This is a genomic window from Sphingomonas sp. NFX23 (genome assembly GCF_049887795.1).
GTDB lineage: Bacteria > Pseudomonadota > Alphaproteobacteria > Sphingomonadales > Sphingomonadaceae > Sphingomonas.
The window spans coordinates 160879-184177 of sequence record NZ_JAGEKH010000001.1; the positions used below are offsets into that span (position 1 = coordinate 160879).

The following is a 23299-nucleotide window of genomic DNA, read 5'->3' on the forward strand; positions in this document are numbered from 1 at the left end:
CGAACGCATCGTGAACATCGACGGATGAACATCTCGGCTACGATAGCCGGTGTGCGTCGCGGCATCAGCGTCGTGCCGCAGCAACTTCATGGTGGCGTCCAGCATCCCGGGAACGCGCCGTGGGCACGCGCGATGCCGCTGTCCTACATCGCCGAGCCGTGATCAGATGCGGCGTGAGCATGGCATCCATCCGCATCCGGACGACCGATTACAACGCTGTCGCGCGATGTGCACAACCGCGCCAGCGTGTGAACTTTGTGCACTTCCGCGCAATCCGGGCATCGGCAACACCGCGATGGCAAGCGTTCGAACCGCTCGATCTCGGCCCGAAAACCCAACGATTCCAGACACACGAAGGGCGGGAAATGGCCCTAGCCACTCCCCGCCCCCGTTACGCGTCCGGCTTTTCCCTCTTGCGAGGCAAAGGCTTAGAAGTGCGTGATGATACCGAGCATCGGACGGAAGCTCTGCGCGTCGCCGAAGGTGTTGACCTCTGCACGGATGCGGAAGCCTGCGTTGCCGGTGATGCCCTTCAGGCCGATGTTCTGCGGACCGACTTCTGCGCCGATGCCGTAGGTGATCGCGCTGTAGTCACGACCGGTGTCTGCGACGACGTTCGAACGACCCGAGAAATGGTCGAAGTTGACCCACTGGTAGCCGACCTTGCCGTAGATCAGGCCGCTGTCGCCAGCGCGGAAGCCGAAGCGGCCTGCTGCGCCGTATTCCCAATCGATGTTGCCATCGATGCCCTTGATCACGTTGCCTTCTGCGCCGACGAAGACCGGGCCGAGCGGCACGTTCACGCCGAGCACGCCCTGGACCAGCGAGCCCGAAGGCTTGTAGCTGCGACGGGTCGAACCGTCAGCGTTGATCGCCTGCGGAATGCCGTGGCCGCGCTCGTTGTCGAACTGCTCCCAGCCGCCCATCACGCCGAAATACGGCTCGATGCCGAATGCCTTCGAGCCGTCGGGCGCTGCTGCTTCGCCGGGCTGTGCGCTGTTGTCGACGGGTGCCGGTGCCGACATGTCCTGCGCGAAGGCGGGAACTGCGACCGTTGCGGCGGCGAGGGCGATTGCCAGGGAAAGCTTACGCATGAGTTTGACCTTATACCGTGTTGTTGCGTGGATCGCCGACTGCACGGTGCGTCGGTTCGGTCCAGGCAAGCCAAACCGGTCGGCGAGCACATGGTTGCACAAAAAACGTCACATTCAGGGAACTGGCAGGGAACTGTTCCGCTGTGTTGCGTTACAGCAACGGTTCCTGTCATTTGGATGAACGAACCATGGCCGCTGCGGGGCGGACTAGGCAGGAATACAGCGGAAAAGCGGCAAAAAGCAGCCGCGGCTGGTGTTAACGCCGTCTGTTTACCCTCTGGTGACATCCAGTGTGCGATGCAGCATCAATGGGGTTTTCACGCCTGTTCCGCAGCCGCTGGGCGGCGCTCTTCTGGTCCGCGGGAATCGTGTGGACGGCCTATGACGTCGCGAGCGACGCACCGGAACCAGTCGCGACGAACGCGACTTTGTATAATACGATGGAGCGACCGACCGACGCCGCCGGTGCTGCATTCAACGCAGACGATCTCGCGATCCTCGCGAACGCGGCCGGCTGAGAGCGACGCGCCCGGTACAGGCGCGCCGCGGATAGTTCAGGGCTTCAGCGCGACGTCGTCAGCGTCCTTAAGGTCTTCGTCGTCGTCGATCGTGTTGTCGTCGAGTTCGTCCTGGACGTCGTCCTCGTCCATGTCGGCTTCGTCCATCGTCACCGACGAGTCCGTCTCGCCGACCTCTTCCGAATCCATCTTGGTCTCGTCGATCGACTCGTCGTCGGTGTCGTCTTCGCCGAGATCGGGTTCGAGGTCGGTCAGGATGATGCCGTCGCTCGGCCCGTTGCGCGTCGCCTCGAGGATCTCGGCGCGCTGGCTCTCGTCATAGCCCTCTTCGTCATAACCGTCGTCGCCCGATCCGGCACTCGGCACCTGATGTCCGCCCATGGTCACACTCCCTCGTTCCAGGACGCCCGCACGTTGCGGGCCTACCAGATGCGAACGGTGGACGTGCGCGGTGGTTCCTTCAAGCGCGGACGGGCGCCGTCGATGCGGGCCGGAACAGCCGCCCGCGTTCGGTCACCAGGATCGACAGGAGTGCAGCGAGCCCGGCGAGCAGGAACCCGCCGACCAGCGGCACGGTGGTGCCGTTGAAGGCCTGCCCGATCAATGCGCCGAAGACCGCACCGACGGTCACGCTCAGGAACCCCTGCACGCTCGACGCGGTACCGGCGATCCGCCCCATATTCTCCATCGCCATCGCCGAAAAGTTCGACGTCGCCAGCCCGAAACAGCCGAGCGTCAGCGCCTGGAAAACCGCAAAGCTGACCAGCGTCTCGAACCCGACCTCGATTGCGAACAGATGGACGAGCGACACCAGGATCATCAGCGACAGCGCACCATGGCTGATCAGTCGCGTCCCCAGCCGCATCACGATCCGCGAGTTGAGCAGGTTGCAGATCGCCATCGTCACCGACGTGGTGGCAAAGATCAGCGCGAGCAGCGACGGCTTGTGGAACACGTCCGCCATGATCTGCTGAATCGAATTGAGATAGCCATACAAGGACCCAAGCAGCGCGGTCGAGGCGAGCGTATAGCCAAGCGAATTGCGATCGCCGAGCGTCTGCTGCCAGTCGCTGAGGATCCGCCCCGGCGTGATCGGCAGGACGTTCTCGGGCGCCAGCGTCTCGGGCATCCGCAGATAGAACCAGATCAACACCCCCAGCGTCAGCACCGCAACCGTCCAGAAGATCGCACGCCAGTCGCCGAACTGGAGCACCGCCCAGCCGAACGTCGGCGCGAGAATGGGGACAATCATGAACACCATGAACGCGATCGACATGACCCGCGCCATCGCCCGCCCGTGGTAACAGTCCCGCACCAGCGCGATCGTCGCGACACGGGCCGCGGCGATCACCGCGCCGCCAAACGCGCGCGCGGCCAGCAACAAAGTGAAGCTTCCCGCGGTCGCGCAGGCAACGTTGGCGATGATGTAGAGCATGAGCGACCAGAGCAGCACCGTCCGCCGCCCGAACCGATCCGCAAGCGGGCCGTGGACGAGCTGCGCGACGCCGAAACCGATCACGAACGCGGTGACGACGAACTGCCGCCCGTTCTCGGTCGCTACACCGAGCGAGTTGCCGATCGCTGGCAGCGCGGGCAGCATCGAGTCGATACCGAGCGCGGTCAGCGACATCAGCGAGGCGACGAGCGCGACGAACTCGACGAAGCCGATCGGCGCGCCGCGCATCGCTGGCGCGTCGGATTGTGGATCCTGGGTCTGCATGATGCGTGGCCCTGTACCCGCTCGGGCAGTCGCGCGGAACCCGCTAACCGGCGCAGCTACGCGACGATTGCGCAGTGCACCGACGACCCCTATCTGTATTGCCAGAACAACACACTTCGGAGATGACCATGATCCGCCCGTATTTGCTCGCCGCTGTCGGTCTCACCAGCGTGCTCGCCCTGTCCGCCTGTGATCGCTCGAACGAGGGCGCATCGGTCTCGATCAACGCAGATGGCGGCAATGTGCTGGGCGCGATTAACGGCGAGACCGGCGAGATGAAGATCGACGTCCCCGGCTTCCAGGGCTCGGTGAAGCTGCCGAAAATCAAGATCGACACGAGCAATTTCGATCTCAACGGTGTGCGCCTGTATCCGGGGTCTTCGATCAAGAACCTGAATATCGTCGGTAACGAAAACAACGGTAGCGATGCAGGAAGCGGCCTACGTGTTGCATTCACCAGCCCGGCGACTCCGCTAATCGTCCGTGACTGGTTCGCGCAGCGCTTGGCAAGGTCGGCTACAAGGTGCACGGCGAAGGCGCGAATCTGATCGGCACGACCGACGAGAACAAACCCTTTCGCCTCGAACTCGCCCCAGATGGCAAGGACAAGGCGACCGGCACGATCGTCATCAGCGGCTAACGCTCCAATCCTCCCCCGCCAGGGGGAGGTGGCTGGCACTTGCCAGACGGAGGGGGAGGAAGGAGCGACGCTGGTTCCTTGTCCTCCCCCTCCGTCGCTTCGCGCCACCTCCCCCTGGCGGGGGAGGATCGTGAAAAATCGAAATCAACCCTAATCCAGGCATTTGGCACGCCACTCCCGATCGCCTATATCGGGCATCCCCCAAACCGGACACGCACCCCATGCTCGATACCCCCGCCGCCCAGGTCCCGACGCTCAGCCTCGCCACGCAGGATACCGACCCCGACGGTTTCGCCGCCGCGTTCGGCGAATCGTTCGAGCGATACGGTTTCGCGATCGTCGCCGACCACGGCATTCCCGCCGACCTGATCGAGCGCGCCTGGGCCGAAACCAAGCTCCTGTTCGACCTCCCCGAGGACGAAAAGCGTGGCTACCACATCCCCGGCGGCGGCGGTGCGCGCGGCTACACGCCGTTCAAGACCGAGATCGCCAAGGACGCCAAGGTCGTCGACCTCAAGGAATTCTGGCACGTCGGTCGCGAACTGCCCGAGGGTCATCGCTATGCCGACACGATGGCGCCGAACGTCTGGCCGACGCGGCCCGAGGGCTTCAAGCCGGTCTTTCTCGAACTCTTCGCCGCGTTCGACCGCGCCGGCGACAAGCTCCTGTCTGCGATCGCGCGCCATCTGAAGCTTAAGCCCGACTGGTTCGATCCGGCGGTGAAAGACGGCAACAGCATCCTTCGCCTGCTGCATTACCCGCCGATCCCCGCCGACGCCGAGGGTGTCCGCGCCGGCGCGCATGAGGACATCAACCTCATCACGCTGCTGCTCGGCGCCGAGGAAGCCGGCCTCGAACTGCTCGACCGCGCGAACGGCCGCTGGCTGTCGATCAAGCCGCCCGAGGGCGCGATGGTCGTCAACGTCGGCGACATGCTCCAGCGGCTGACCAATAACGTGCTGCCCTCGACCACGCACCGCGTCGTCAACCCGCCGCCGGAGCGTCGCGGTCACTCGCGCTATTCGATGCCGTTCTTCCTGCACCCCGCGCCGGACTTCCTGATCGAGACGCTGCCGGGCACGATCACGCCGGACAACGCGAACCGCTATCCAACGCCGATCACCGCGCATGATTACCTGTACGAGCGGCTGGTCGAGATCGGGCTCATCAAGAAGTAGAGGCATCATGTTTCCCCCCTAAGGCGGGGACCCAGACTGGGCTCCCGCCTTCGGGGGAGAACAAGGAAGCGCTGGCACTGACCACCGCCCCACCCCGGCGAAGGCCGGGGCCCAGTTGGAAAGGTTGCAGTAACGACACGCATCGCTTCGTTATCGCCGTCCCCCAACTGGGCCCCGGCCTCCGCCGGGGTGGGGCGTTTGTTGGGCGGCTGGGATAACCCCCAAACACCCCACCGCTTTTCTCCCCACCTGATACCCAACAACCACGCTTCGCCCATTGGTGCGGGCCCTCGCATCCGCTAGACCGCGCGCGATGCCCCATCTCTATCTCGTCGACGGCTCCGGCTATATCTTCCGCGCCTATCACCGGCTGCCGCCGCTCACCAACAAGCATGGCGAGCCCGTCGGCGCGGTGTACGGCTATACGACGATGCTGTGGAAGCTCGCCGACGAGGTTCACGCCGCCGACGGCCCGACCCACATGGCGGTCATCCTCGACAAGTCGTCGAAGACCTTCCGCAACGATCTCTACGACAAGTACAAGGCGCAGCGTCCGCCCCCGCCCGAGGACCTCGTCCCCCAGTTCCCGATGATCCGCGACGCCACGCGTGCGTTCAGCCTCCCCTGCATCGAGACCGAAGGCCTCGAAGCCGACGACATCATCGCGTGTTACGCGAAGGCCGCACTCGCCCAAGGCTGGGAAGTCACGATCGTCAGTTCCGACAAGGACCTGATGCAGCTGATCGAGCCCGGGCTCGACATGTACGACACGATGAACAACCGCCGGCTCGGCGCGGAGCATGTCGCGGAGAAATTCCACGGCGTCACGCCTGCGCAGCTCGGCGACGTGCTCGCGCTGATGGGCGACAGCGTCGACAACGTCCCCGGCGTCCCCGGCGTCGGCCCCAAGACCGCCGCGAAGCTGATCCTCGAGCACGGCGATCTCGAATCCGTGCTCGCCGCCGCCGACGGCATGAAGAAGGGCAAGCTCCGCGACAATCTGATCGAGCATGCCGAGATGGCGCGGCTGTCGAAGGTGCTCGTCACGCTCAAATGCGACGTTGCGCTGCCCGAACCGCTGGAGGATCTCGAACTCAAGGGCATCCCCGACGCGCCCTTGCGTGCATTCCTGGAGCATCACGGCTTCAAGTCGCTGATCGCCAAGCTCTCCGCAGTCGCCGAGGCCCCTGTCGAGGCGCCCACTAGCACCGCCGATCTCGACGAGGACGAACCGTGTAAGCACGACGACTATGAAACCGTCGTCGACGAAGCCGCGCTCGACCGCTGGATCACGGTGGCGAAACACCAGGGCTGGATCGCGATCGATACCGAAACCACCGGCATCGACGCGACGCGCGCCGATCTCGTCGGGGTGAGCATGGCGCTGCATCCGAACCTCGCCTGCTACTTACCTATCGCGCATGGCGGCACCGATTTGCTCGCGGAAAACCCGGTCCAGCTCGATCGCGCGCTCGTGCTAGCGAAACTGAAGCCGTTGCTGGAGGATCCCAGCGTCCTGAAGATCGGCCACAACCTGAAATACGACATGATCGTGCTCGGCCGCGCCTATGCGTCCACCGGCGGCGTAAATATCACGCCGTTCGACGACACGATTGTGATGAGCTTCGATCTCGACGCCGGGCTGCACGGTCACGGCATGGACGAACTCGCCGCCACGCACCTCTCGCACAGCTGCATCGCGTTCAAGGACGTCGTCGGCACCGGCAAGACGCAGCGGACCTTCAACGAAATCGACCTCAAGGCCGCGACGCGCTACGCCGCCGAGGACGCCGACGTGACGCTCCGCCTCTGGCGCCGGTTCAAGCGCCGCCTGCCCGCGGAAGGCTCGACCCGCGTGTACGAGATGGTCGACCGCCCGCTCGTCCCCGTCATCGCGCAGATGGAGATGCACGGGATCAAGGTCGACGCCGCGAAACTGTCGAAGCTCTCGACCGAGTTCGCCGGGCAGATGGCGAGCCTGGAGACCGAGATCCACGCGCTCGCGGGCGCGCCGTTCACGATCGGCAGCCCCAAGCAATTGGGCGACGTGCTGTTCGAGAAGATGGGCATCAAGGGCGGCCGCAAAGGCAAGTCCGGCGTCTATTCGACCGACGTCAACGAACTCGAGCGGATTGCGGCGGACAAGGACTCGCCCGGCGCAGTGATCGCGCGGAAAGTGCTCGACTGGCGCCAGCTGTCGAAGCTGAAATCGACCTACACCGATGCGTTGCAGGCGCAGATCAACCCGGCGACGGGCCGCGTCCATACGTCCTACTCGCTGACCGGCGCACAGACCGGACGGTTGTCGTCGACCGATCCGAACCTCCAGAACATCCCGATCCGCACCGAGATCGGCCGCCAGATCCGCGACGCGTTCGTGGCGGAACCCGGCAACGTCATCCTCGCCGCCGATTACTCGCAGATCGAACTGCGGCTGGCGGCGCACATGGCGAACGTCCCGGCGCTGAAGGCCGCGTTCGCGAACGGCGACGACATCCACAGCCTCACCGCGCAGGAACTGTTCGGCGAGGTAAACCGCGACACTCGCGGCCGCGCGAAGACGATCAACTTCGCGATCCTCTACGGCATCTCGCGCTGGGGCCTCGCCGGGCGTTTGGACGTGTCAGCCGACGAAGCGCAGGCGATGATCGACCGCTATTTCGATCGCTTCCCGGGCATCTCGAACTACATCGTCGAGACCACCGAAAGCGTTCGCGCGAGCGGCTACACGACCACGTTGTTCGGTCGCAAAACGCACTTCCCGCGCATCCGCTCGAAGATCCAGCACGAGCGGCAGGGCGCCGAGCGCGCGGCGATCAACGCGCCGATCCAGGGGACGAGCGCCGACATCATCAAGCGCGCGATGGTGCGGATGGGGCCGGCGTTGCTCGAAGCGGGTCTGCCCAATGTCCGCATGCTCCTTCAGGTCCACGACGAACTCGTGTTCGAATTGCCGGAAGGTGACGTGGACGCAGCCAAGCCGGTGATCGAGCAGGTCATGGCGAACGCCGCGCAACCTGCGGTCACGCTCGACGTTCCGCTGGGTATCGAGATAGGCACCGGCCTGAGCTGGGGCGCGGCGCATTGAGCCAGTCAATGCCCGAAAACCTTCCCCCCTCCCTGGAAGGGAGGGGCCGGGGGTGGGTCGGCTTGGGGCAGGCGCAGCCGAACCTCACGGGCCAACCCACCCCCTACCCCTCCCTTCCAGGGAGGGGAGACACGTGACCGAAGCCACGCAGGATATCGACACGCTCGCCAAGGGCGGCCGTACCAACATCGCCGGCTTCGTCCTCCGCCTCGCCGCGCGGATCCCGTTCCTGTTCATCGCCGGCCGCATCTACGGCCCTGACCTCGTCGGCCGGTTCGCGATCGCGGTCGTGGTAGTCGAACTCGCCGCACTCCTCGCCACGCTCGGCCTCAAGCGCGGCCTCGCCCAAGCGCTCAGCAGCGCCGACCGCCCACACGCCAACGTCGTCTGGGATGCGATGGCGGTCGCGTTCGTCGCCTCGCTGATCGCCAGTGCCGTGCTCTGCACCTTCCCGCAGATCATGTATCCGAACAGCGCGATCACCGGGCTCGACCGGTTCTTGCCACTGATCATCGTCGCGATCGCCTGGTCCGACGTCAGCCTCGCCGCGCTCGCCTACCGCCTCAACGTAAAGGCCGCCGTCACCGCCCGCGCGGTCGTCGAGCCGTGGACGATCTCGATCGCCGCCTGGGCGTTCTCCTATTTCACGATCCGCGACGGCCTAGTCCTCAGCTACGTCGCATCGATGACCGCGGCGCTGATCGCCAGCCTCGTCCCGTTCCTGCGCAGCTACGGCGTGCCGCGGGGTTGGGCGCCGCAGCTCCGCCCGCTCTACGCGCTCGCCCGCGCTAACGTGCCGCTTGCCGGCGCCGACATCCTCGAATGGGGCAGCCGTAACGTCGACCGCTTCATCCTTGGCGTGATGTTCGAGCCCAAGGTCGTCGGCATCTATTACATGGCACAGCAGGTCGCGTCGTTGCCGCAGAAGCTCAAGACCAGCTTCGACCCGATCCTCGGCCCCGTCATCACGCACAGCCTCGCGATCAACGACCGCGCCGCGATCGCCAACCAGGTCCGCCAGGTCGCGTTCTGGATCATGGCCGCGCAAGGCGGACTCGCGCTGATGGGCTCGATTCCCGGTGAAGCGGTCATGGGCGTGGTCGGTCCGCAGTTCGTCGCCGGCACCGCCGCGCTCGCGTTCCTGCTCACCGCCGAAGTGCTCGCCTCGACCGGCGCGGTCAGCGAATCCGCGCTCGTCTACATCGCCCGACACCGCAACCTTATGATCTCGGCGGCAATGCTCGCGTTCCAGGTCGGTCTGAGCTTTGCGCTGATCTTTACGATCCGCGTACTGGGCTACCCCGTCAATTACCAGGCCGCAGGCCCGGCGATCGCGCTGATGCTGTCAGTGGGTCTGACCTCGATCATCAAATCGAAGCTACTCGGCCATCTGCTCGGGACCAGCGTCTCGCCGTGGCGCTGGCCACTAGTGTGGGCCGCACTAGCAGCGATCGTGGTGGGCGCAGGCTTCACAGCGCTGCCCAAACGTTACGAATGGGTCGAGCTTGCGATCGGCGAACCCGCGATCGCGGCCACCTATCTCTACATCCTGTGGAAATACGCGTTCGGCCCTGCGGACCGCGCCTTGTTCGGCAAATCGACGCCGGTTGGCGAGGCGACGCTGCCGAATGCCGGATCACCGATCCGCTAGCGCGATCAGTATGCGCGGGCGACCGCGAACTCGACGGCTTCGATCATGGCGTCCTTGGCGGCGCCGTTAGGGAAGCCGGCGATCGAGTCGATCGCGCGTTGGCCGTAATGCCGGGCGCGCGCGAACGTGTCATCGATCGCGCGGGTCGAGCGGATCAGGCGGATCGCGTGTTGCAGATCGGCCTCGCTGTCACGACGACCTTCGACCGCATCCTTCCAGAACGCGCGGTCTTCGTCCGAGCCACGCGCATAGGCGAGGATCACCGGCAGAGTCATCTTGCCCTCGCGGAAGTCGTCGCCCGCATCCTTGCCCATCGTATCAGCATCGGAGACGTAATCGATGGCATCGTCGACCAGCTGGAACGCTATGCCGAGGTTGCGGCCATAGGCGTCGAGCGCGGCCTCCTCGGCCTCGGGACGATCGGCAACGACCGCCGAAATCCGGCACGCGGCCGCGAACAACGCCGCGGTCTTAGCGCCGATGATGTCGAGATAGCGCTCCTCGCCGAGATCGACGCGGCGTGCGGCAGTGAGCTGGTTGACCTCGCCTTCCGCGATGACCGCGCTGGTCGAGGACAGGATCTTCAGCGCTTTCAGGCTACCCGCCTCGACCATCAGTTCGAAGCTGCGGCTGAACAGGAAATCGCCGACCAGCACGCTGGCGGGGTTGCCCCAGATGATGTTGGCGGTGCGCTTGCCGCGGCGCAGGTCCGAGCCGTCGACGACGTCGTCGTGCAGCAGCGTCGCGGTGTGGATGAACTCGACCGCGGCCGCGAGCAGATGATGCTGCGTGCCCGCATAGCCGATCAGTTGCGCGCTCGCGAGCGTCAGCATCGGCCGCATCCGCTTGCCGCCACCCGCGATCAGGTGACCGGCGAGTTCGGGGATCAGCGGGATCTCGGACTCCATCCGGCCGCGGATCACCGCATTGACCTGGTCCATGTCGCCACGGACAAGCTTGACCATCGGGTCCAGCGAAGGCTGGGACTCGGGCGTGGGACGAAGGGTGTCGAGGCGGTGGACGGTGGCGCTCATCTTCCCGAGCCTCTGACGCCTATGCCCCTGCAAAGCAACCCTTGCCGGGCGTCGAGCTGCCCCGGCTCGCCCCGATCTGCCGTGCGACGCCTTGCCGATCCGGTTGCACCACCGCAAAAGGCGCGCCGAACCAACGAAAGGGTATTTTGGTGGCTGACGACCTGTTGACCGGATACCGGCAGAGCATCGACAACATCGATGCGGCACTGATCCACATGCTCGCGGAGCGCTTCAAGGTGACGCAGGCGGTAGGCCGCCACAAGGCGACGCACGGCCTGCCCGCCGCGGATCCGGGGCGTGAGGAGCGCCAAATCGCTCGATTGCGGCATCTGGCGGCGGAAGCGCAGCTCGATCCCGAGTTTTCGGAAAAATTCCTGCGCTTCATCATCGACGAGGTGATCCGTCACCATGAGCGGTTGGCGCACGATCCGGTTTGAGGGGCCAGATGGGTTCTTCTCCCCTCCCTGCAAGGGAGGGGTCGGGGGTGGGTCGGTTTCCGCATATCAGACCGTTACGGCACGAGCGAGCCACCCCACCCCCAGCCCCTCCCTGTCAGGGAGGGGAGCAGTGCGTGAAGAAAACTTCACTGTCGCTCCACGTGCCGATCACCCGCCGCGGTGCAATCGGTTGCGGATGACGTGGCTCTACCGATCCCTGCTCGCGCTGGTTCTGGCCGCTATTGTCGCGACCGGCTTCATGGGCTGGCTCGGCTATTTCGGTGGGCCGTTGTTCACCGATGTCTACCCGACCAAGCCGCAGCGGCCGTTCGCCGTCGTGCTTCTCACCGGCGACCTCGGCTACAAGATCGGCATGGCGCCGCAGATCGCGCGGCGGCTGGCGGCGGACGGCGTGCCGGTGGTCGCGGTCAACACGCTGACCTATCTGCGTACGACGCGGACGCCGGCGGACATCACGACGCTGATCGCGCGCGCCGAACAGCGCGCGTTGCGGCTCGGCCACACCGACCGGGTGGTCCTGATCGGCCAGTCGTTCGGCGCGGACATGCTGCATGTCGGGCTGATCGACCTTGCCCCCGAACTCCGCGCGAAGATTGCAAAAGTCGCGCTGATCGTGCCCGAGGACAACGTCCAGTTCCGCGCGTCGCCAAGCGAGGTCTTCGATCTCTGGACCCCGACCGTCGACGCGATGCCGACAGCGCGCCAGCTGACCTGGGCGCCTTTGCTATGCGTCCAGGGCGCGGAGGAAGTGGGCAGCCTGTGCCCGTTGCTGACCCAGGCCAATGCGACGCGGATCGCGTTGCCGGGCGGACACCCGCTTCACCGCGACGCCGATGCGCTCTACGAGGTGCTGGCGCGGTTCGTTTTCGCGGATTGAGGATCGACCGATGATTCCTGTGATGATGGCGCTCGCGATGGCCGTGGGCAGCCCGGCCCCTGCTTCCCCCGTGGAAGGCACCTGGCACAATCCGAAGAACAGCGTGGCCGTAAAGACAGGCGCCTGCGGGGACAGGCTGTGCGGCTGGGTGGTGCGCGCTAGCGACGAGGCGCAGGCCGACGCCCGCGACGGCGGCACGCCGAAACTGATCGGCACCGCCTTGCTTCGCGAATATCGCCCTAGCGGCCGCAGGAAATGGTCGGGCCAGATCTTCGTCCCCGACATGGGCCGCACCTTCGGGTCGACGCTGACGCTGGTCGACGCGAATACGATCGACGTGAAAGGCTGCCTGATCGGCGGGTTCCTGTGCAAGACGCAGACCTGGCACCGCGGTTGACCCGATGACGACTCGTCCGTTGATCATCCGGACCCGCGACTGGATCGCGCATCGCCGGGGCACGCTGATCGCGCTGGCGGTACTCATCGTCGCGGTGCTTGGCTTCGCTGCGATCCACAAGCTGACCGCCGAAATCCGTCTGTCCGAAGTGCGCGCCGCGTTTTCCGCGCTCGGCTGGTCGCAGCTCTCGGTGGCGATCGGGCTGACCGTCGTCAGCTATATCGCGCTGACCTTCTACGATTCGATCGCACTGAAAGTGATCGGCCATCCGCTGCCGTGGCGGACCGCTGCAGTCGCGTCGTTCACCAGCTACACGATCAGCCACAATCTCGGGCTGGCCATGCTGACCGGCGGCTCGGCGCGGTACCGCGTGTATAGCCGCGCCGGGCTAGACGAAGCCGCCGTGGCGCGCGTCGTGCTGATAGCCGGCGTGACGTTCTGGGCGGGGGTCGTCACGGTCGCGTGCCTGTCGATGGCGATCCATCCGGGGACGCTACCGATCGTGAGGTGGACGATGCCGCCTCTGCTGGAGCGCAGCGTCGGCATCGTCATCCCGCTCGTCATGCTGGGGGTCGTCCTGCGTCACCGGCGGGGTGGATCGATCGGGCTGCTCGGCTGGCGACTGCCCCTGCCGAATTGGCGGCAGGCCCTCGCGCTCCTGCTGGTCTCGACGGTCGACCTGGCGGCGGCAAGTGCGGCGTTGTTCGTGCTGCTCCCCAATGCCTCGCCCGAGCTCTATCCGGTGCTGTTCCTCGGCTACGCGGTGGCGATCGTCGTTGCGTTGATCAGCCATGTGCCAGGCGGGCTCGGCGTGTTCGAGGCGGTGATCATAGCGACGATGCCGCAGGACAATGCGACGGTCCTCGCCGCGCTGCTCGCCTACCGGATCATCTATTACGTCGCGCCGCTGATCCTCGCCGCAGTGTTGATGGCGTTCCACGAGGGACGCCAATGGCGTGGGCGAGGCACCGATCCGCTCGCAATCGCACTGCCGCTGGCGCCCTTGCTGCTGGGCGTGCTGGTGTTCCTGAGTGGCGCGATGCTGCTCGTGTCGGGCGCACTGCCCGCGGCGCCCGGTCGCATGGACACGCTGGCGACGATCCTGCCGCTGCCGATCAGCGAGATGGCGCACGTCGCGGCGAGCCTCGTCGGCGTCATGCTGCTGCTGGTCGCGCTTGGCCTGTACCGGCGGCTCGACGGCGCGTTCTGGGCGGCGCGGACGTTGCTCGTCGCAGGCGCGCTGCTGTCGATCGCCAAGGGCCTCGATTACGAGGAGGCGACGATCCTGCTGATGACCGCCGCCGCGCTGCAATGGACGCGCGCGGCGTTCTATCGGCGGACGCGACTGACTGCGGAGCCGTTGTCGCCCGAATGGCTGGTCGGCGTCGGCGCCGCGATCGGGTTGTCGGTGTTGATCGGCTTCTTCGCCTATCGCCGCGTCGGCTATTCGAGCGACCTGTGGTGGCAGTTCGAGACCAACGCCAACGCCTCGCGGTTCCTGCGCACCAGCCTCGCGGTCGGTCTGCTGCTGATCGGCGCGGCGATCTGGCGGCTGTTCGCGGCGGCGCCCGTGCCGATGGTCCACGACATGCTGCCCGACGACGTCGCGACCGCCGCGCTCGCGCATGCCGACCGCACCGACGCGATGCTCGCCTTCACCGGCGACAAGCGCTTCCTGGTCTCGGACAGCGGCGACGCGTTCCTGATGTATCAGGTGAAGGGCGCGAGCTGGATCGTGCTCGGTGACCCGGTGGGACCGAGCGAGGCATGGTCGGAGCTGTTATGGGCCATCCGCGCCCGCGCCGACGCAGCTCAGGGCCGGCTGCTGCTGTACCAGATCGGCCTGCGCATCGTCCCGATCGCGATCGAGATGGGCCTTAAGCTGGTCAAGTACGGCGAAGAGGCGACGGTCGAGCTCGACGGCTTCACGCTGGAGACGCCCGAGATGCGCAGCGTGCGGAAGGCCAGCCGTGTCGCCGAGCGGGCGGGCGCGGAGTTCGCGGTCGTGCCGGCCGCCGAAATGCCCGCGATCATCCCAGAACTGCAAGCGATCTCCGACTGGTGGCTCGCCGACAAGGATCATGCCGAGAAGAGTTTCAGCGTCGGTCGGTTCGAGCCGGGATACATGGCGAAGTTCGACTGCGCGGTGGTGCGGATCGAGGGCAGGATCGTCGCCTTCGCCAACGTCTGGGGCACGCCGAACAGGCAGGAGCTGTCGGTCGACCTGATGCGCCACGCCGAGGACATGCCGCAGGGTGGCATGGATTTCCTGTTCACGCGGCTGATGGTGTGGGGGCACGAGCATGGCTATCGGCATTTCTCGCTCGGCATGGCGCCACTGTCGGGAATCGAGGCGCGGCGGCTGTCCCCGACCTGGTCGAAGGTGGCGGCCTTCCTGTTCCGCCACGGCGAGCGTTTCTACGGGTTTGCCGGCCTGCGCGCGTACAAGGAGAAGTTCCGCCCGAACTGGACACCGCGCTATATCGCCTCGCCGGGCGGCACGTCCTTGCTGCGTGGATTGATAGATTTGCGGGCTTTGGTGAGTCGGTAAGGCTTGCTAGGGCTCACTAATGAGCTTCCTCCTGGCAATCGAAGGCGCCGACGGCGCGGGCAAGGCCACCGCCTCGGCATTGGTGGTCGAGCAGTTGCGCGCCACTGGCCGCACCGCCGACGTCGTGTCGTTCCCGCGCTATACCGAGACGGTCGGCGGCTGGGCACTCGGCGCGATGCTGGCCGGCACCTTGCCGCGCGGCACGTCGCCCAAGGCGGCGGCGGTGCTGTATGCGCTCGACCGGATGGAGTCGCGGGAGCACCTGCTGGCGACGATGGCGGCGAACGATGTGGTAGTGTTCGACCGCTATATCGCCTCGAACATGGCGTATCAGGCGGCGCAGGTGCCGGCGGACGAAGCGGACGCAATGATGGCGTGGATCGCCGACCTGGAAACGGGGTCGTTCGCGCTGCCGAAGCCTGATCTCTCGGTGTATCTTGACACCCCGGCCGCGATCGCGCGCGGGCTTATCCTGAAGAAGCGGAAGCGGTCCTACACCGACGATGCGTTCGATGCGTACGAGGCGGATACAGGACTGCAGGATCGGGTGCGGACTAATTACGCTGCGATGGCGGAGGCTGGGTTGCTGGGGCGCTGGGCGACGGTGTCGACGGTGGCTGACGGCGCGTCGCGCTTGCCCACCGAGATCGCCGCGGAAATCGTCGCCCTCCTCGCCTGACGCCGTACCACCCTGGCGGAGGCCGGGGCCCAATTGGAAATGTCACAGTAACGGCACGCGACGCTCGCCAAGCGTCGTCCCCCAATTGGGCCCCGGCCTTCGCCGGGGTGGTGTGCGGTTGCGCGTACGTGCGCGTCCGCAAATCCCTCTATTCGTTTTCAAACTTCTCGTTATGTAGCTCGACTATATAACGAAGGGGTGACGACAATGCGGGGACATGATTTCACGCGGCTGAGTGCCGCGCTGCTGGCTACAACTTGCCTGCCGATGATGGCAGCCGCGCAGGCCAGCGCCGCCAATCCGGAACAGGCTCGCACCGAAGGCAACGCGCAGGCGAGCATCGACCCCGACATCTCGATGGAAGTGATCGTCACCGCCCGTCGTCGCGCAGAAAACGCGCAGAAAATCCCCGGCTCACTATCCGTCGTCGGCGGCGCGTTGCTCGACCGCTCCTACACCGTAAACACGCAGCAACTGGCGCAGCTCGTCCCCGCGCTGAACTACAGCTCCGCGAACCCCCGCAACACCGCATTCACGATCCGCGGGCTCGGCAGCAGCGTCGTCGCGGTCAGTCAGGCCAATGACGGGCTCGAACCCGGCGTCGGCTATTATGTCGACCAGGTCTATCACGCGCGCCCCGCCACCGCCGCCTTCGACTTCAGCGACATCGAGCAGGTCGAGGTGTTGCGTGGGCCGCAGGGCACGCTGTTCGGCAAGAACTCCACCGCCGGCGCGATCAACATCACGACGAGAGCTCCGACCTTCACCACCGAAGGCGAGGCGGAGATCAGCTATGCAAGCTACAACTTCCTCCAGGTGAAGGGCGCTGTCTCAGGCCCGATCGTCGGCGACACGCTCGCCGGCCGCGTGTCGGTGGTCAGCACGCGCCGCGACGGCGTGATCGACAACGTCGTCACCGGCCGCGATCAGAACACCATCGGCAACCAGGCGATCCGCGGGCAATTGCTGTTCCGCCCTTCGGAAGTGTTCCAGGTGAAGGTCAGCGCCGACTTCACCAACTTCCAGAGCAACTGCTGCACGCAGGTCTATTACAATGTAGCGACCCGGCCCGGCAGTGGTACCGATGGCCGTCTGTTCCGCACCGCCACGCGCCAGTTCGGCGGCCCGACCGGCCTCGCCGCGCAGTTCAACTACGCACCGCCCAGCACCAATCCGTACGACCGCAAGACCGACATCGACGCGGCGCTCGGCGTCGATACCAACGAAGGCGGCGTCGGCGTGATCGCGGACTGGAACCTCGGGGCCGCGACGCTCACCTCGGTCAGCGCATGGCGGTTCTGGAACTGGGATGCCGACAACGATCGCGACTATACCGGCATCCCGATCCAGACCGAACAGCACATCCCATCGCGCCAGGACCAGTATAGCCAGGAATTGCGCCTCGCCTCGAACGGCGACCACAAATTGAGCTACGTCGGCGGGCTGTATTTCTTCCGCCAGCGCGTGATCGGCCGTCCGATCTCGATCTACGGCCCCGCCGCTGCACGCTACCTGATCGGCACGTCGACAGGCACGGGCGCCGCTGCAACTGCCGTCCCGAACAACCTGCTCGACGGCTACGGCACCGACGGCCGCACCGATTTCCGCTCGGACAGCTATGCCGCGTTCAGCGAAGTGAACTGGAAGCCGATCGACCGCCTGACGCTGACCGGCGGGCTTCGGTATACCTATGAGGAGAAGGAAGGGACGTACGACACCTTCACCTTCGGCGGCTTACAGACCACCAACGCCGCACTGAACGCGGCCAAGCTCTCGATCCTGCGCGGCCAGAACTACGCCGCCAGCGACAAGGACGGCGCGCTGACGGGGCGCGGCAACATCGCGTACCAAGCGACAGATAACGTCCTCGCCTATGCCAGCTACGCGCGTGGCGAGAAGTCGGGCGGTATCAACATGTCTGGCCTTCCGCTCAACGACCAGAACCGGCCGGCGATCGGCACCGCCGTCGTCCGCCCCGAGAAGAACACTGCGTACGAAATCGGCCTGAAGACGCAGCTGTTCGACAATCGCCTGATCTTCAACGTCGACGGCTATTACACGCGTGTCACGGATTTCCAGTCGAACGTGACCGATACGCGCGCCGCCGCCGCTTTGCGTACCTACCTCGCCAACATCCCGAAGGTCACCGTCCGCGGCTTCGAGGCGGACGCGACCGCGCTCGTCACCCGCAACCTCTCGTTGCGCGGCAGCGTCGCCTACGCCGACGGCAAGTTCAATTCCTACCCGGCCGCCCCCTGCCCGATCGAGCGGATCTTCAACACCGCGGCGTTCTGCGATCTCAGCGGCCAGCGCCTGTCGAGCCTGCCCCGCTGGTCGTACACGCTCGGCGCGGACTACAACCAGCCGATCGCCGACATCGGCAGCGGCTTCGTCCATGTCGACTCTAACACCCGCACGCGGCAGTTCGGTGATCCCTCGGGCTCGGCGTTCACGGTCATCCAGGGCTACACGATCGTCAACGGCAGCATCGGCTTTCGCTCGAAGGACGGCTGGGAACTCGCCGTCTTCTCGCGCAACCTGCTGAACAAAGACTACATCCAGAACGTGACGATCCAGGCGGGCAATTCGGGTTTGATCCTCGCCACGCCGAGCGACCCGCGTACGATCGGGCTTACCTTCCGCATCAAGCAGTAGGTAAGAGGGGGGCTATGACGCTACCGCCGGACCCCGCCCTCCACGCCACGATCCTGCTCGCCAAGGACCAGACCGGCCGCGTCGGCGCCGACCGGATCGCGCTGCTGCGCGCGATCCGCAACGGCGGCTCGATCACCAGCGCGGCGAAAGTCGTCGGCCTCAGCTACAAGGCGGCATGGGACGCGGTGCAGGTGATGAACAATCTGTTCGACCGCCCGCTCGTGCTCCCTGCGGCGGGCGGCAAGGACGGCGGCGCGAGCCCGATCACCGAGGCGGGCGTGGCGGTACTCGACGGCTATGCGGTCGCCGAAGCGGAGCTCGCGAGCGCGATGGCGCGGATCGAGGCTAGCGTATCGAACGGGCTGTCGCTGAAGCCGTTGCTGTGGGGAATCGGAATGAAGACGAGCGCACGCAACGTGTTGCGCGGCACCGTGTCGCGCGTGACGCCGGGGACGATCGATGCCGAGGTTACGCTGGCGGTGGCGGACGGCGTCGAGATCGTCGCGACGATCACGCGCGGCAGTGCCGAGGATCTGGGACTGGTACCGGGCGCGACCGCGCTGGCGCTGATCAAGTCGAGTTTCGTGATCCTCGCACGCGGTGACGAGAGCCTGCGGACCTCGGCCCGCAACACATTGGCAGGGACCGTGATTGCACGCGAAGACGGCGCGATCTCCAGCGAGGTGACGCTGGAACTGACGCTCGGCAAGACGCTGACAGCGACGTTGACCAAGGAGAGCGCGGAGGCGCTCGACCTACAGATCGGCACGCGCGCACTGGCGTTGATCAAGGCGAGCCATGTAATCCTGGCGGTCGAGTAAGACCTTTCCGTTGAGCGCACCACCCCGGCGGAGGCCGGGGCCCAATTGGGAGACGTCGCCAACTACACACTGCCCCCTGTTACCTAGGCCTTGCCAACGGGGCCCCGGCCTCCGCCGGGGAGGTGCCAATCGGTTTGGACGCCAATCCTAACATTTCCGTCATAAACCGATTCCGCATTGCAGCACACGCGATCACCATTACTTAGCACGCTAATGACTTCCCCCCGCGCCATCCTCGAGTCATCCTACGCTCGCACCCTTCTACCGCTTGCGAAGATGTGGCGGCGGGCGGCCGATCGGGCGTTGCGCGACATGAACGTGTCGGCATCGACCGGCTGGGCGCTCGTCCAGGTCGGGAGGCTCGGCGACGACGTGCGCCAAACCGACCTCGCGAACCAACTCGACGTGACGCAAGCCTCGCTGGTTCGCTCGATCGATCAGATGTCGGCCGCCAACCTCGTCGAGCGTCGCCGCGACCCCGTCGATGCACGCGTCAGCCGCATTCGCCTGACCGATCACGGCCGTGCGCTGGTCACCACGATCGAGGCGAAGTTCGCCAGCCTGCGCGCGGGGATGCTCGACGACGTGTCCGACGACGATCTCACCACTGCGTTGCACGTCGCGGAGCGGCTCGGCGCACGGTTCACGGCGGATCACGCCCGATGAGCCCGGCACGATGAACCTCACCCGGTTCGGCGGGAAGGAAGCGCTCTTCTCGGTCAAATGCCTGATCGCTGCTTTCCTCGCCTATTACATCGCGCTCAGGATCGGCCTGACGCGTCCGTATTGGGCGGTGACGACGTCGTACATCGTCGCGCAGCCGCTGGCGGGCGCGGTGCTGTCGAAGGCGGTGTTCCGCGTCGCCGGTACGGTACTCGGCGCGGCCGCGGCGGTGGTGCTGGTACCGAATCTGGTCAACGCGCCCGAGCTTCTCTCGCTCGGCCTGGCGCTGTGGCTCGGGCTGTGCCTGTATATCTCGCTGCTCGATCGGACGCCGCGCGCATATCTGTTCCTGCTCGCAGGCTATACGGCCAGCATCATCGGATTTCCGTCGGTCACGACGCCGGGCGCGGTGTTCACGATCGCCGCCTTGCGCGTGCAGGAGATCACGATCGGCATTCTGTGCGGGAGCCTGATCCACGGCTTCGTCTTCCCGCAGACCGTGACCGCCACTCTGCTCGCGCGGATCGATGCGATCCTGGCCGATGCCGAGCGCTGGTCGCGGGATTCGCTTGCAGGGGCGTCCGATGCCGCGCTCGACCGCGATCGGCGACGGCTGGCGCTCGACATCAACGAGCTTCACCAGCTGTCGATTCACCTGCCGTTCGACACCGCGCGCCTGCTGCCCCGCACGCGGACCCTGCGCGCGCTTCAGGCCGAACTGTCGATGCTGCTGCCCCTGGCGAGCGCGGTCGACGACCGGATCGTCGAACTGAAGCGCGGTGCCGACGCGCCCCGCCCCGAAGCGCTCGCGCTGATCGAGGACGTCCGCGAATGGTTGCGCGATCCGCCGCCCGTCGCTGAGCGTGGCGCGGCAGCGGACGCACTGATCGAACGCGCCCGCGTCCTCGAACCGGTGGTGGGCGATACGCTCATCTGGCGTGATGCGTTGCGGCTCAGCCTGCTCGCGCGGCTCGGCGAACTGGTCGACGCGCACCGTAACGCGCGCGACCTGCGCGACCAGATGCGCTCGCCGTCGCGCGCGCCGGTTACGCCCGCGGTCGCACGGCTGCTCGCCCGGATCGCCAAGCGACCGCTCCACCGCGACCGGGGTATCGCACTCCGCGCCGCCGCCGGCACCGTCGCCACCATCCTGCTCGGCTGCGTCTTCTGGATCGGTACGGGCTGGTCGGACGGGGCGGGCGCGGTGCTGATCGCCGGGGTGTGCTGCGCGCTGTTCGGCAACAGCGACGACCCCGCACCATCGATCCTGGCGTTCTTCTACGGCACGATCATCGGGCTGGTCATATCCGCCGTCTACGCCTTCGCGATTCTGCCGCGCGTGACCGATTTCGTGACGCTCGCCGCCGTGCTCGCACCGCCGATGCTGATCGGAGGGATGTTCCTAGCCCGTCCGGCGACCTTGCTGATGACGCTCGGCGGCTTGCTCGGGGCGCTGAACACGGTCGGCCTCAACGATCGGTTCGGTGGCAGCTTCGACGCGTTCCTCAATGGCGGCATCGCGCAGTTGATCGGCACGCTGTTCGCGGTCGTCACGGTCGGCCTGTTCCAGACGATCGGCGCGGATACCAGCGCCCGGCGGCTGATCCGCGCAGGCTGGCGCGAACTGGCGGCGCGCAGCGACTCGATGAGCCGCCCGGACGCGGCGGGCTGGATCGCCCGGATGCTCGACCGCATCGGCCTGCTCGCGCCACGGCTTGCTTTGCAGGGCGAGGATCCGGGCAAGCCGCTGCTCGACGCCTTGACCGATCTGCGCGTCGGCGTCGCGGTCGGCGAACTCAAGCAGTTGCGGATCGATGGCTCCCCCGACGAGGCCGCGATGATCACGCCGGTCCTTCGTGGTATCGGCGCGCATTACCGTGCGTTACGTCCGGATGAGCCCGCGCCACCCGAACCCGACCTGCTCGCCGGAATCGACGCCGCGATGACCGGTTTCGCGACCAGCACGCCCGATCGCCACCGCACAGGCGTGCTCGCGCTGACCTCGCTGCGCCGCAACCTCTTCCCGCAAGCGCCAGCCTACGGAGCACCCGCATGACCGGCGAAATCTCGATCGGCGGCGTCTATCTGCCGAGCATCCTGCTGCTCGCCGTCGCCGCGGTAATCCTCACCGGCATCGCCACGCGGCTGCTCGCGTTCGCGGGCGCCTACCGCGTGGTGACGTATCGACCGCTCGTCGACCTCGCGCTGTTCATCCTCATCCTCGGGCTGCTCGCCCTGCTGACCGGACCTTCCGCATGACCTCTTCCCGCCTCAAGTCGCTGTTCGCCCCGCTGGGTCGCTCGGCCGTCACGCTGATCATCGTCGCGCTAGCGGTGCTGGTCGCGCTGTGGCTGTGGAAGCGGTACGAGACCGATCCGTGGACGCGCGACGGGCACATCCGCGCCGACATCGTCCGCGTGACGCCCGACGTCGCCGGCCTCGTCACGCAGGTCGCGGTGCACGACAACCAGGCGGTGAAGCCCGGCGACGTGCTGTTCGTGGTCGATCGTCCGCGCTTCCAGCTGACGCTGGCGCAGTCCGACGCGTCGATCGCGAGCGCACGCGCGACGCTACTGCAGGCACGACGCGAGGCACAGCGCGATCTGGCGCTCGGCGATCTGGTCGCGAAGGAGACGCACGAGCAGAACGTCGCGCGCGTCGCCACAGCGTCGGCGGCACTGGCGCAGGCGCAGAGCGCACGCTCCACCGCGGCGCTCAACCTCGCGCGGACGACGGTGCGCGCGACGGTGCACGGGATCGTCACCAATCTCGATCTCCACCCTGGCGACTATATCGCGACGGGCGCGCAGGCGATGGCGCTGGTCGATACGGATTCGCTCCGCGTCGAGGGCTATTTCGAGGAGACCAAGCTCGGCAGCATCCGGGTCGGCGATCCGGTCGTCGTCCACCTGATGGGCGAACCACAGGCGTTGCACGGCCGCGTCGACAGCATCGCGGCCGGAATCAACGACAGCGAGCGGACCAACACGACCAACCTGCTGCCGAACGTGAATCCGACCTTCAACTGGGTACGACTGGCACAGCGTATCCCGGTGCGGGTCAAGCTGACCAGCGTGCCGAAGGGGACGCAGCTGATCGTCGGCCGCACGGCGACGGTGACGGTCCAGCCGCGCGTCGCACCGGGGACGACGGCATGATGTTCGGTCGCCGCCCCGCGTCGCTAGGCACCGCCCCTTCTTCCCCCCTCCCTTCAAGGGAGGGGCCGGGGGTGGGTCGGCTTCCACAAATCCGCACCGGTGTGCCTCAAGCAGGCC

At 66.3% G+C, this 23299-nt stretch carries 21 protein-coding genes; 17 read left to right on the forward strand and 4 right to left on the reverse strand.

Translation table 11 applies throughout. From position 1 onward, the window contains the following. Positions 1–24 precede the first annotated feature (24 nt). A complete protein-coding gene (locus tag J4O76_RS00730) occupies positions 25–162 on the forward strand; it encodes a hypothetical protein (protein ID WP_426279730.1) in 138 nt (45 codons plus the stop codon). A gap of 266 nt (positions 163–428) precedes the next feature. On the opposite strand, the gene J4O76_RS00735 is transcribed toward J4O76_RS00730, so the two are convergent. Continuing rightward, the gene (locus J4O76_RS00735; protein ID WP_056065788.1) at positions 429–1094 is read right to left on the reverse strand and encodes an outer membrane protein; all 666 of its coding nucleotides are present in this window, start codon (positions 1092–1094) and stop codon (positions 429–431) included. A 308-nt stretch (positions 1095–1402) separates the two neighbouring features. Here J4O76_RS00735 and J4O76_RS00740 point away from each other — a divergent pair, with 308 nt between their 5' ends. After that, positions 1403–1612 carry a hypothetical protein gene (locus J4O76_RS00740; RefSeq protein WP_426279731.1) on the forward strand — a complete coding sequence of 70 codons (210 nt, stop codon included), beginning with the start codon at positions 1403–1405 and terminating at the stop codon, positions 1610–1612. A gap of 36 nt (positions 1613–1648) precedes the next feature. On the opposite strand, the gene J4O76_RS00745 is transcribed toward J4O76_RS00740, so the two are convergent. Both J4O76_RS00745 and J4O76_RS00750 read right to left on the reverse strand, forming a co-directional pair. Further along, positions 1649–1993: a DNA primase gene (locus J4O76_RS00745; protein ID WP_426279732.1), complete on the reverse strand. Its 345-nt coding sequence runs from the start codon at positions 1991–1993 to the stop codon at positions 1649–1651. Between the two features lie 79 nt (positions 1994–2072). Beyond that, positions 2073–3332: a multidrug effflux MFS transporter gene (locus J4O76_RS00750; RefSeq protein ID WP_426279733.1), complete on the reverse strand. Its 1260-nt coding sequence runs from the start codon at positions 3330–3332 to the stop codon at positions 2073–2075. Positions 3333–3460: 128 nt separating this feature from the next. Here J4O76_RS00750 and J4O76_RS00755 point away from each other — a divergent pair, with 128 nt between their 5' ends. From J4O76_RS00755 to J4O76_RS00770, 4 genes are all read left to right on the forward strand, one after another. Beyond that, positions 3461–3880, forward strand: coding sequence for a hypothetical protein (locus J4O76_RS00755; RefSeq protein WP_426279734.1), 420 nt, complete (start codon positions 3461–3463; stop codon positions 3878–3880). Positions 3881–4193: 313 nt separating this feature from the next. Further along, positions 4194–5150 (forward strand): isopenicillin N synthase family dioxygenase, encoded by a 957-nt coding sequence (locus tag J4O76_RS00760; RefSeq protein ID WP_120301325.1) that lies wholly within the window; start codon positions 4194–4196, stop codon positions 5148–5150. Positions 5151–5463: 313 nt separating this feature from the next. Then, positions 5464–8238 carry a DNA polymerase I gene (gene polA, locus J4O76_RS00765; protein ID WP_426279735.1) on the forward strand — a complete coding sequence of 925 codons (2775 nt, stop codon included), beginning with the start codon at positions 5464–5466 and terminating at the stop codon, positions 8236–8238. 133 nt (positions 8239–8371) lie between these two features. Then, positions 8372–9889 (forward strand): lipopolysaccharide biosynthesis protein, encoded by a 1518-nt coding sequence (locus J4O76_RS00770; RefSeq protein WP_426279736.1) that lies wholly within the window; start codon positions 8372–8374, stop codon positions 9887–9889. Positions 9890–9894: 5 nt separating this feature from the next. Here J4O76_RS00770 and J4O76_RS00775 read toward each other — a convergent pair whose 3' ends face one another. Further along, positions 9895–10923 carry a polyprenyl synthetase family protein gene (locus J4O76_RS00775; RefSeq protein WP_426279737.1) on the reverse strand — a complete coding sequence of 343 codons (1029 nt, stop codon included), beginning with the start codon at positions 10921–10923 and terminating at the stop codon, positions 9895–9897. A 149-nt stretch (positions 10924–11072) separates the two neighbouring features. Between J4O76_RS00775 and J4O76_RS00780 the strand changes: the two genes are divergently transcribed. The 11 genes from J4O76_RS00780 to J4O76_RS00830 all read left to right on the forward strand — a co-directional run bounded on the left by J4O76_RS00780 (position 11073) and on the right by J4O76_RS00830 (position 23182). Then, positions 11073–11360 carry a chorismate mutase gene (locus tag J4O76_RS00780; RefSeq protein WP_107954710.1) on the forward strand — a complete coding sequence of 96 codons (288 nt, stop codon included), beginning with the start codon at positions 11073–11075 and terminating at the stop codon, positions 11358–11360. Between the two features lie 130 nt (positions 11361–11490). Further along, complete coding sequence (locus J4O76_RS00785) at positions 11491–12258, forward strand: AcvB/VirJ family lysyl-phosphatidylglycerol hydrolase (protein WP_426279738.1); 768 nt, start codon at positions 11491–11493, stop codon at positions 12256–12258. Positions 12259–12268: 10 nt separating this feature from the next. Beyond that, positions 12269–12655: a DUF2147 domain-containing protein gene (locus J4O76_RS00790; RefSeq protein WP_120301320.1), complete on the forward strand. Its 387-nt coding sequence runs from the start codon at positions 12269–12271 to the stop codon at positions 12653–12655. A gap of 4 nt (positions 12656–12659) precedes the next feature. Beyond that, positions 12660–15206 carry a bifunctional lysylphosphatidylglycerol flippase/synthetase MprF gene (mprF, locus tag J4O76_RS00795; protein ID WP_426279739.1) on the forward strand — a complete coding sequence of 849 codons (2547 nt, stop codon included), beginning with the start codon at positions 12660–12662 and terminating at the stop codon, positions 15204–15206. Between the two features lie 19 nt (positions 15207–15225). After that, positions 15226–15885, forward strand: coding sequence for a dTMP kinase (locus J4O76_RS00800; RefSeq protein ID WP_426279740.1), 660 nt, complete (start codon positions 15226–15228; stop codon positions 15883–15885). Positions 15886–16092: 207 nt separating this feature from the next. Beyond that, positions 16093–18540 (forward strand): TonB-dependent receptor, encoded by a 2448-nt coding sequence (locus J4O76_RS00805; protein WP_426280385.1) that lies wholly within the window; start codon positions 16093–16095, stop codon positions 18538–18540. A gap of 14 nt (positions 18541–18554) precedes the next feature. Continuing rightward, complete coding sequence (locus J4O76_RS00810; protein WP_426279741.1) at positions 18555–19361, forward strand: TOBE domain-containing protein; 807 nt, start codon at positions 18555–18557, stop codon at positions 19359–19361. 276 nt (positions 19362–19637) lie between these two features. Further along, positions 19638–20027: a MarR family winged helix-turn-helix transcriptional regulator gene (locus J4O76_RS00815; protein WP_426279742.1), complete on the forward strand. Its 390-nt coding sequence runs from the start codon at positions 19638–19640 to the stop codon at positions 20025–20027. A 10-nt stretch (positions 20028–20037) separates the two neighbouring features. Beyond that, positions 20038–22080 (forward strand): FUSC family protein, encoded by a 2043-nt coding sequence (locus tag J4O76_RS00820; protein ID WP_426279743.1) that lies wholly within the window; start codon positions 20038–20040, stop codon positions 22078–22080. Next, positions 22077–22283: a DUF1656 domain-containing protein gene (locus tag J4O76_RS00825; RefSeq protein ID WP_056065737.1), complete on the forward strand. Its 207-nt coding sequence runs from the start codon at positions 22077–22079 to the stop codon at positions 22281–22283. Before J4O76_RS00820 ends, J4O76_RS00825 begins: the two co-directional genes overlap by 4 nt. After that, positions 22280–23182 (forward strand): efflux RND transporter periplasmic adaptor subunit, encoded by a 903-nt coding sequence (locus J4O76_RS00830; protein ID WP_056065727.1) that lies wholly within the window; start codon positions 22280–22282, stop codon positions 23180–23182. The genes J4O76_RS00825 and J4O76_RS00830 overlap by 4 nt, the downstream gene beginning before the upstream one ends. The last annotated feature ends 117 nt before the right edge of the window (positions 23183–23299 follow it).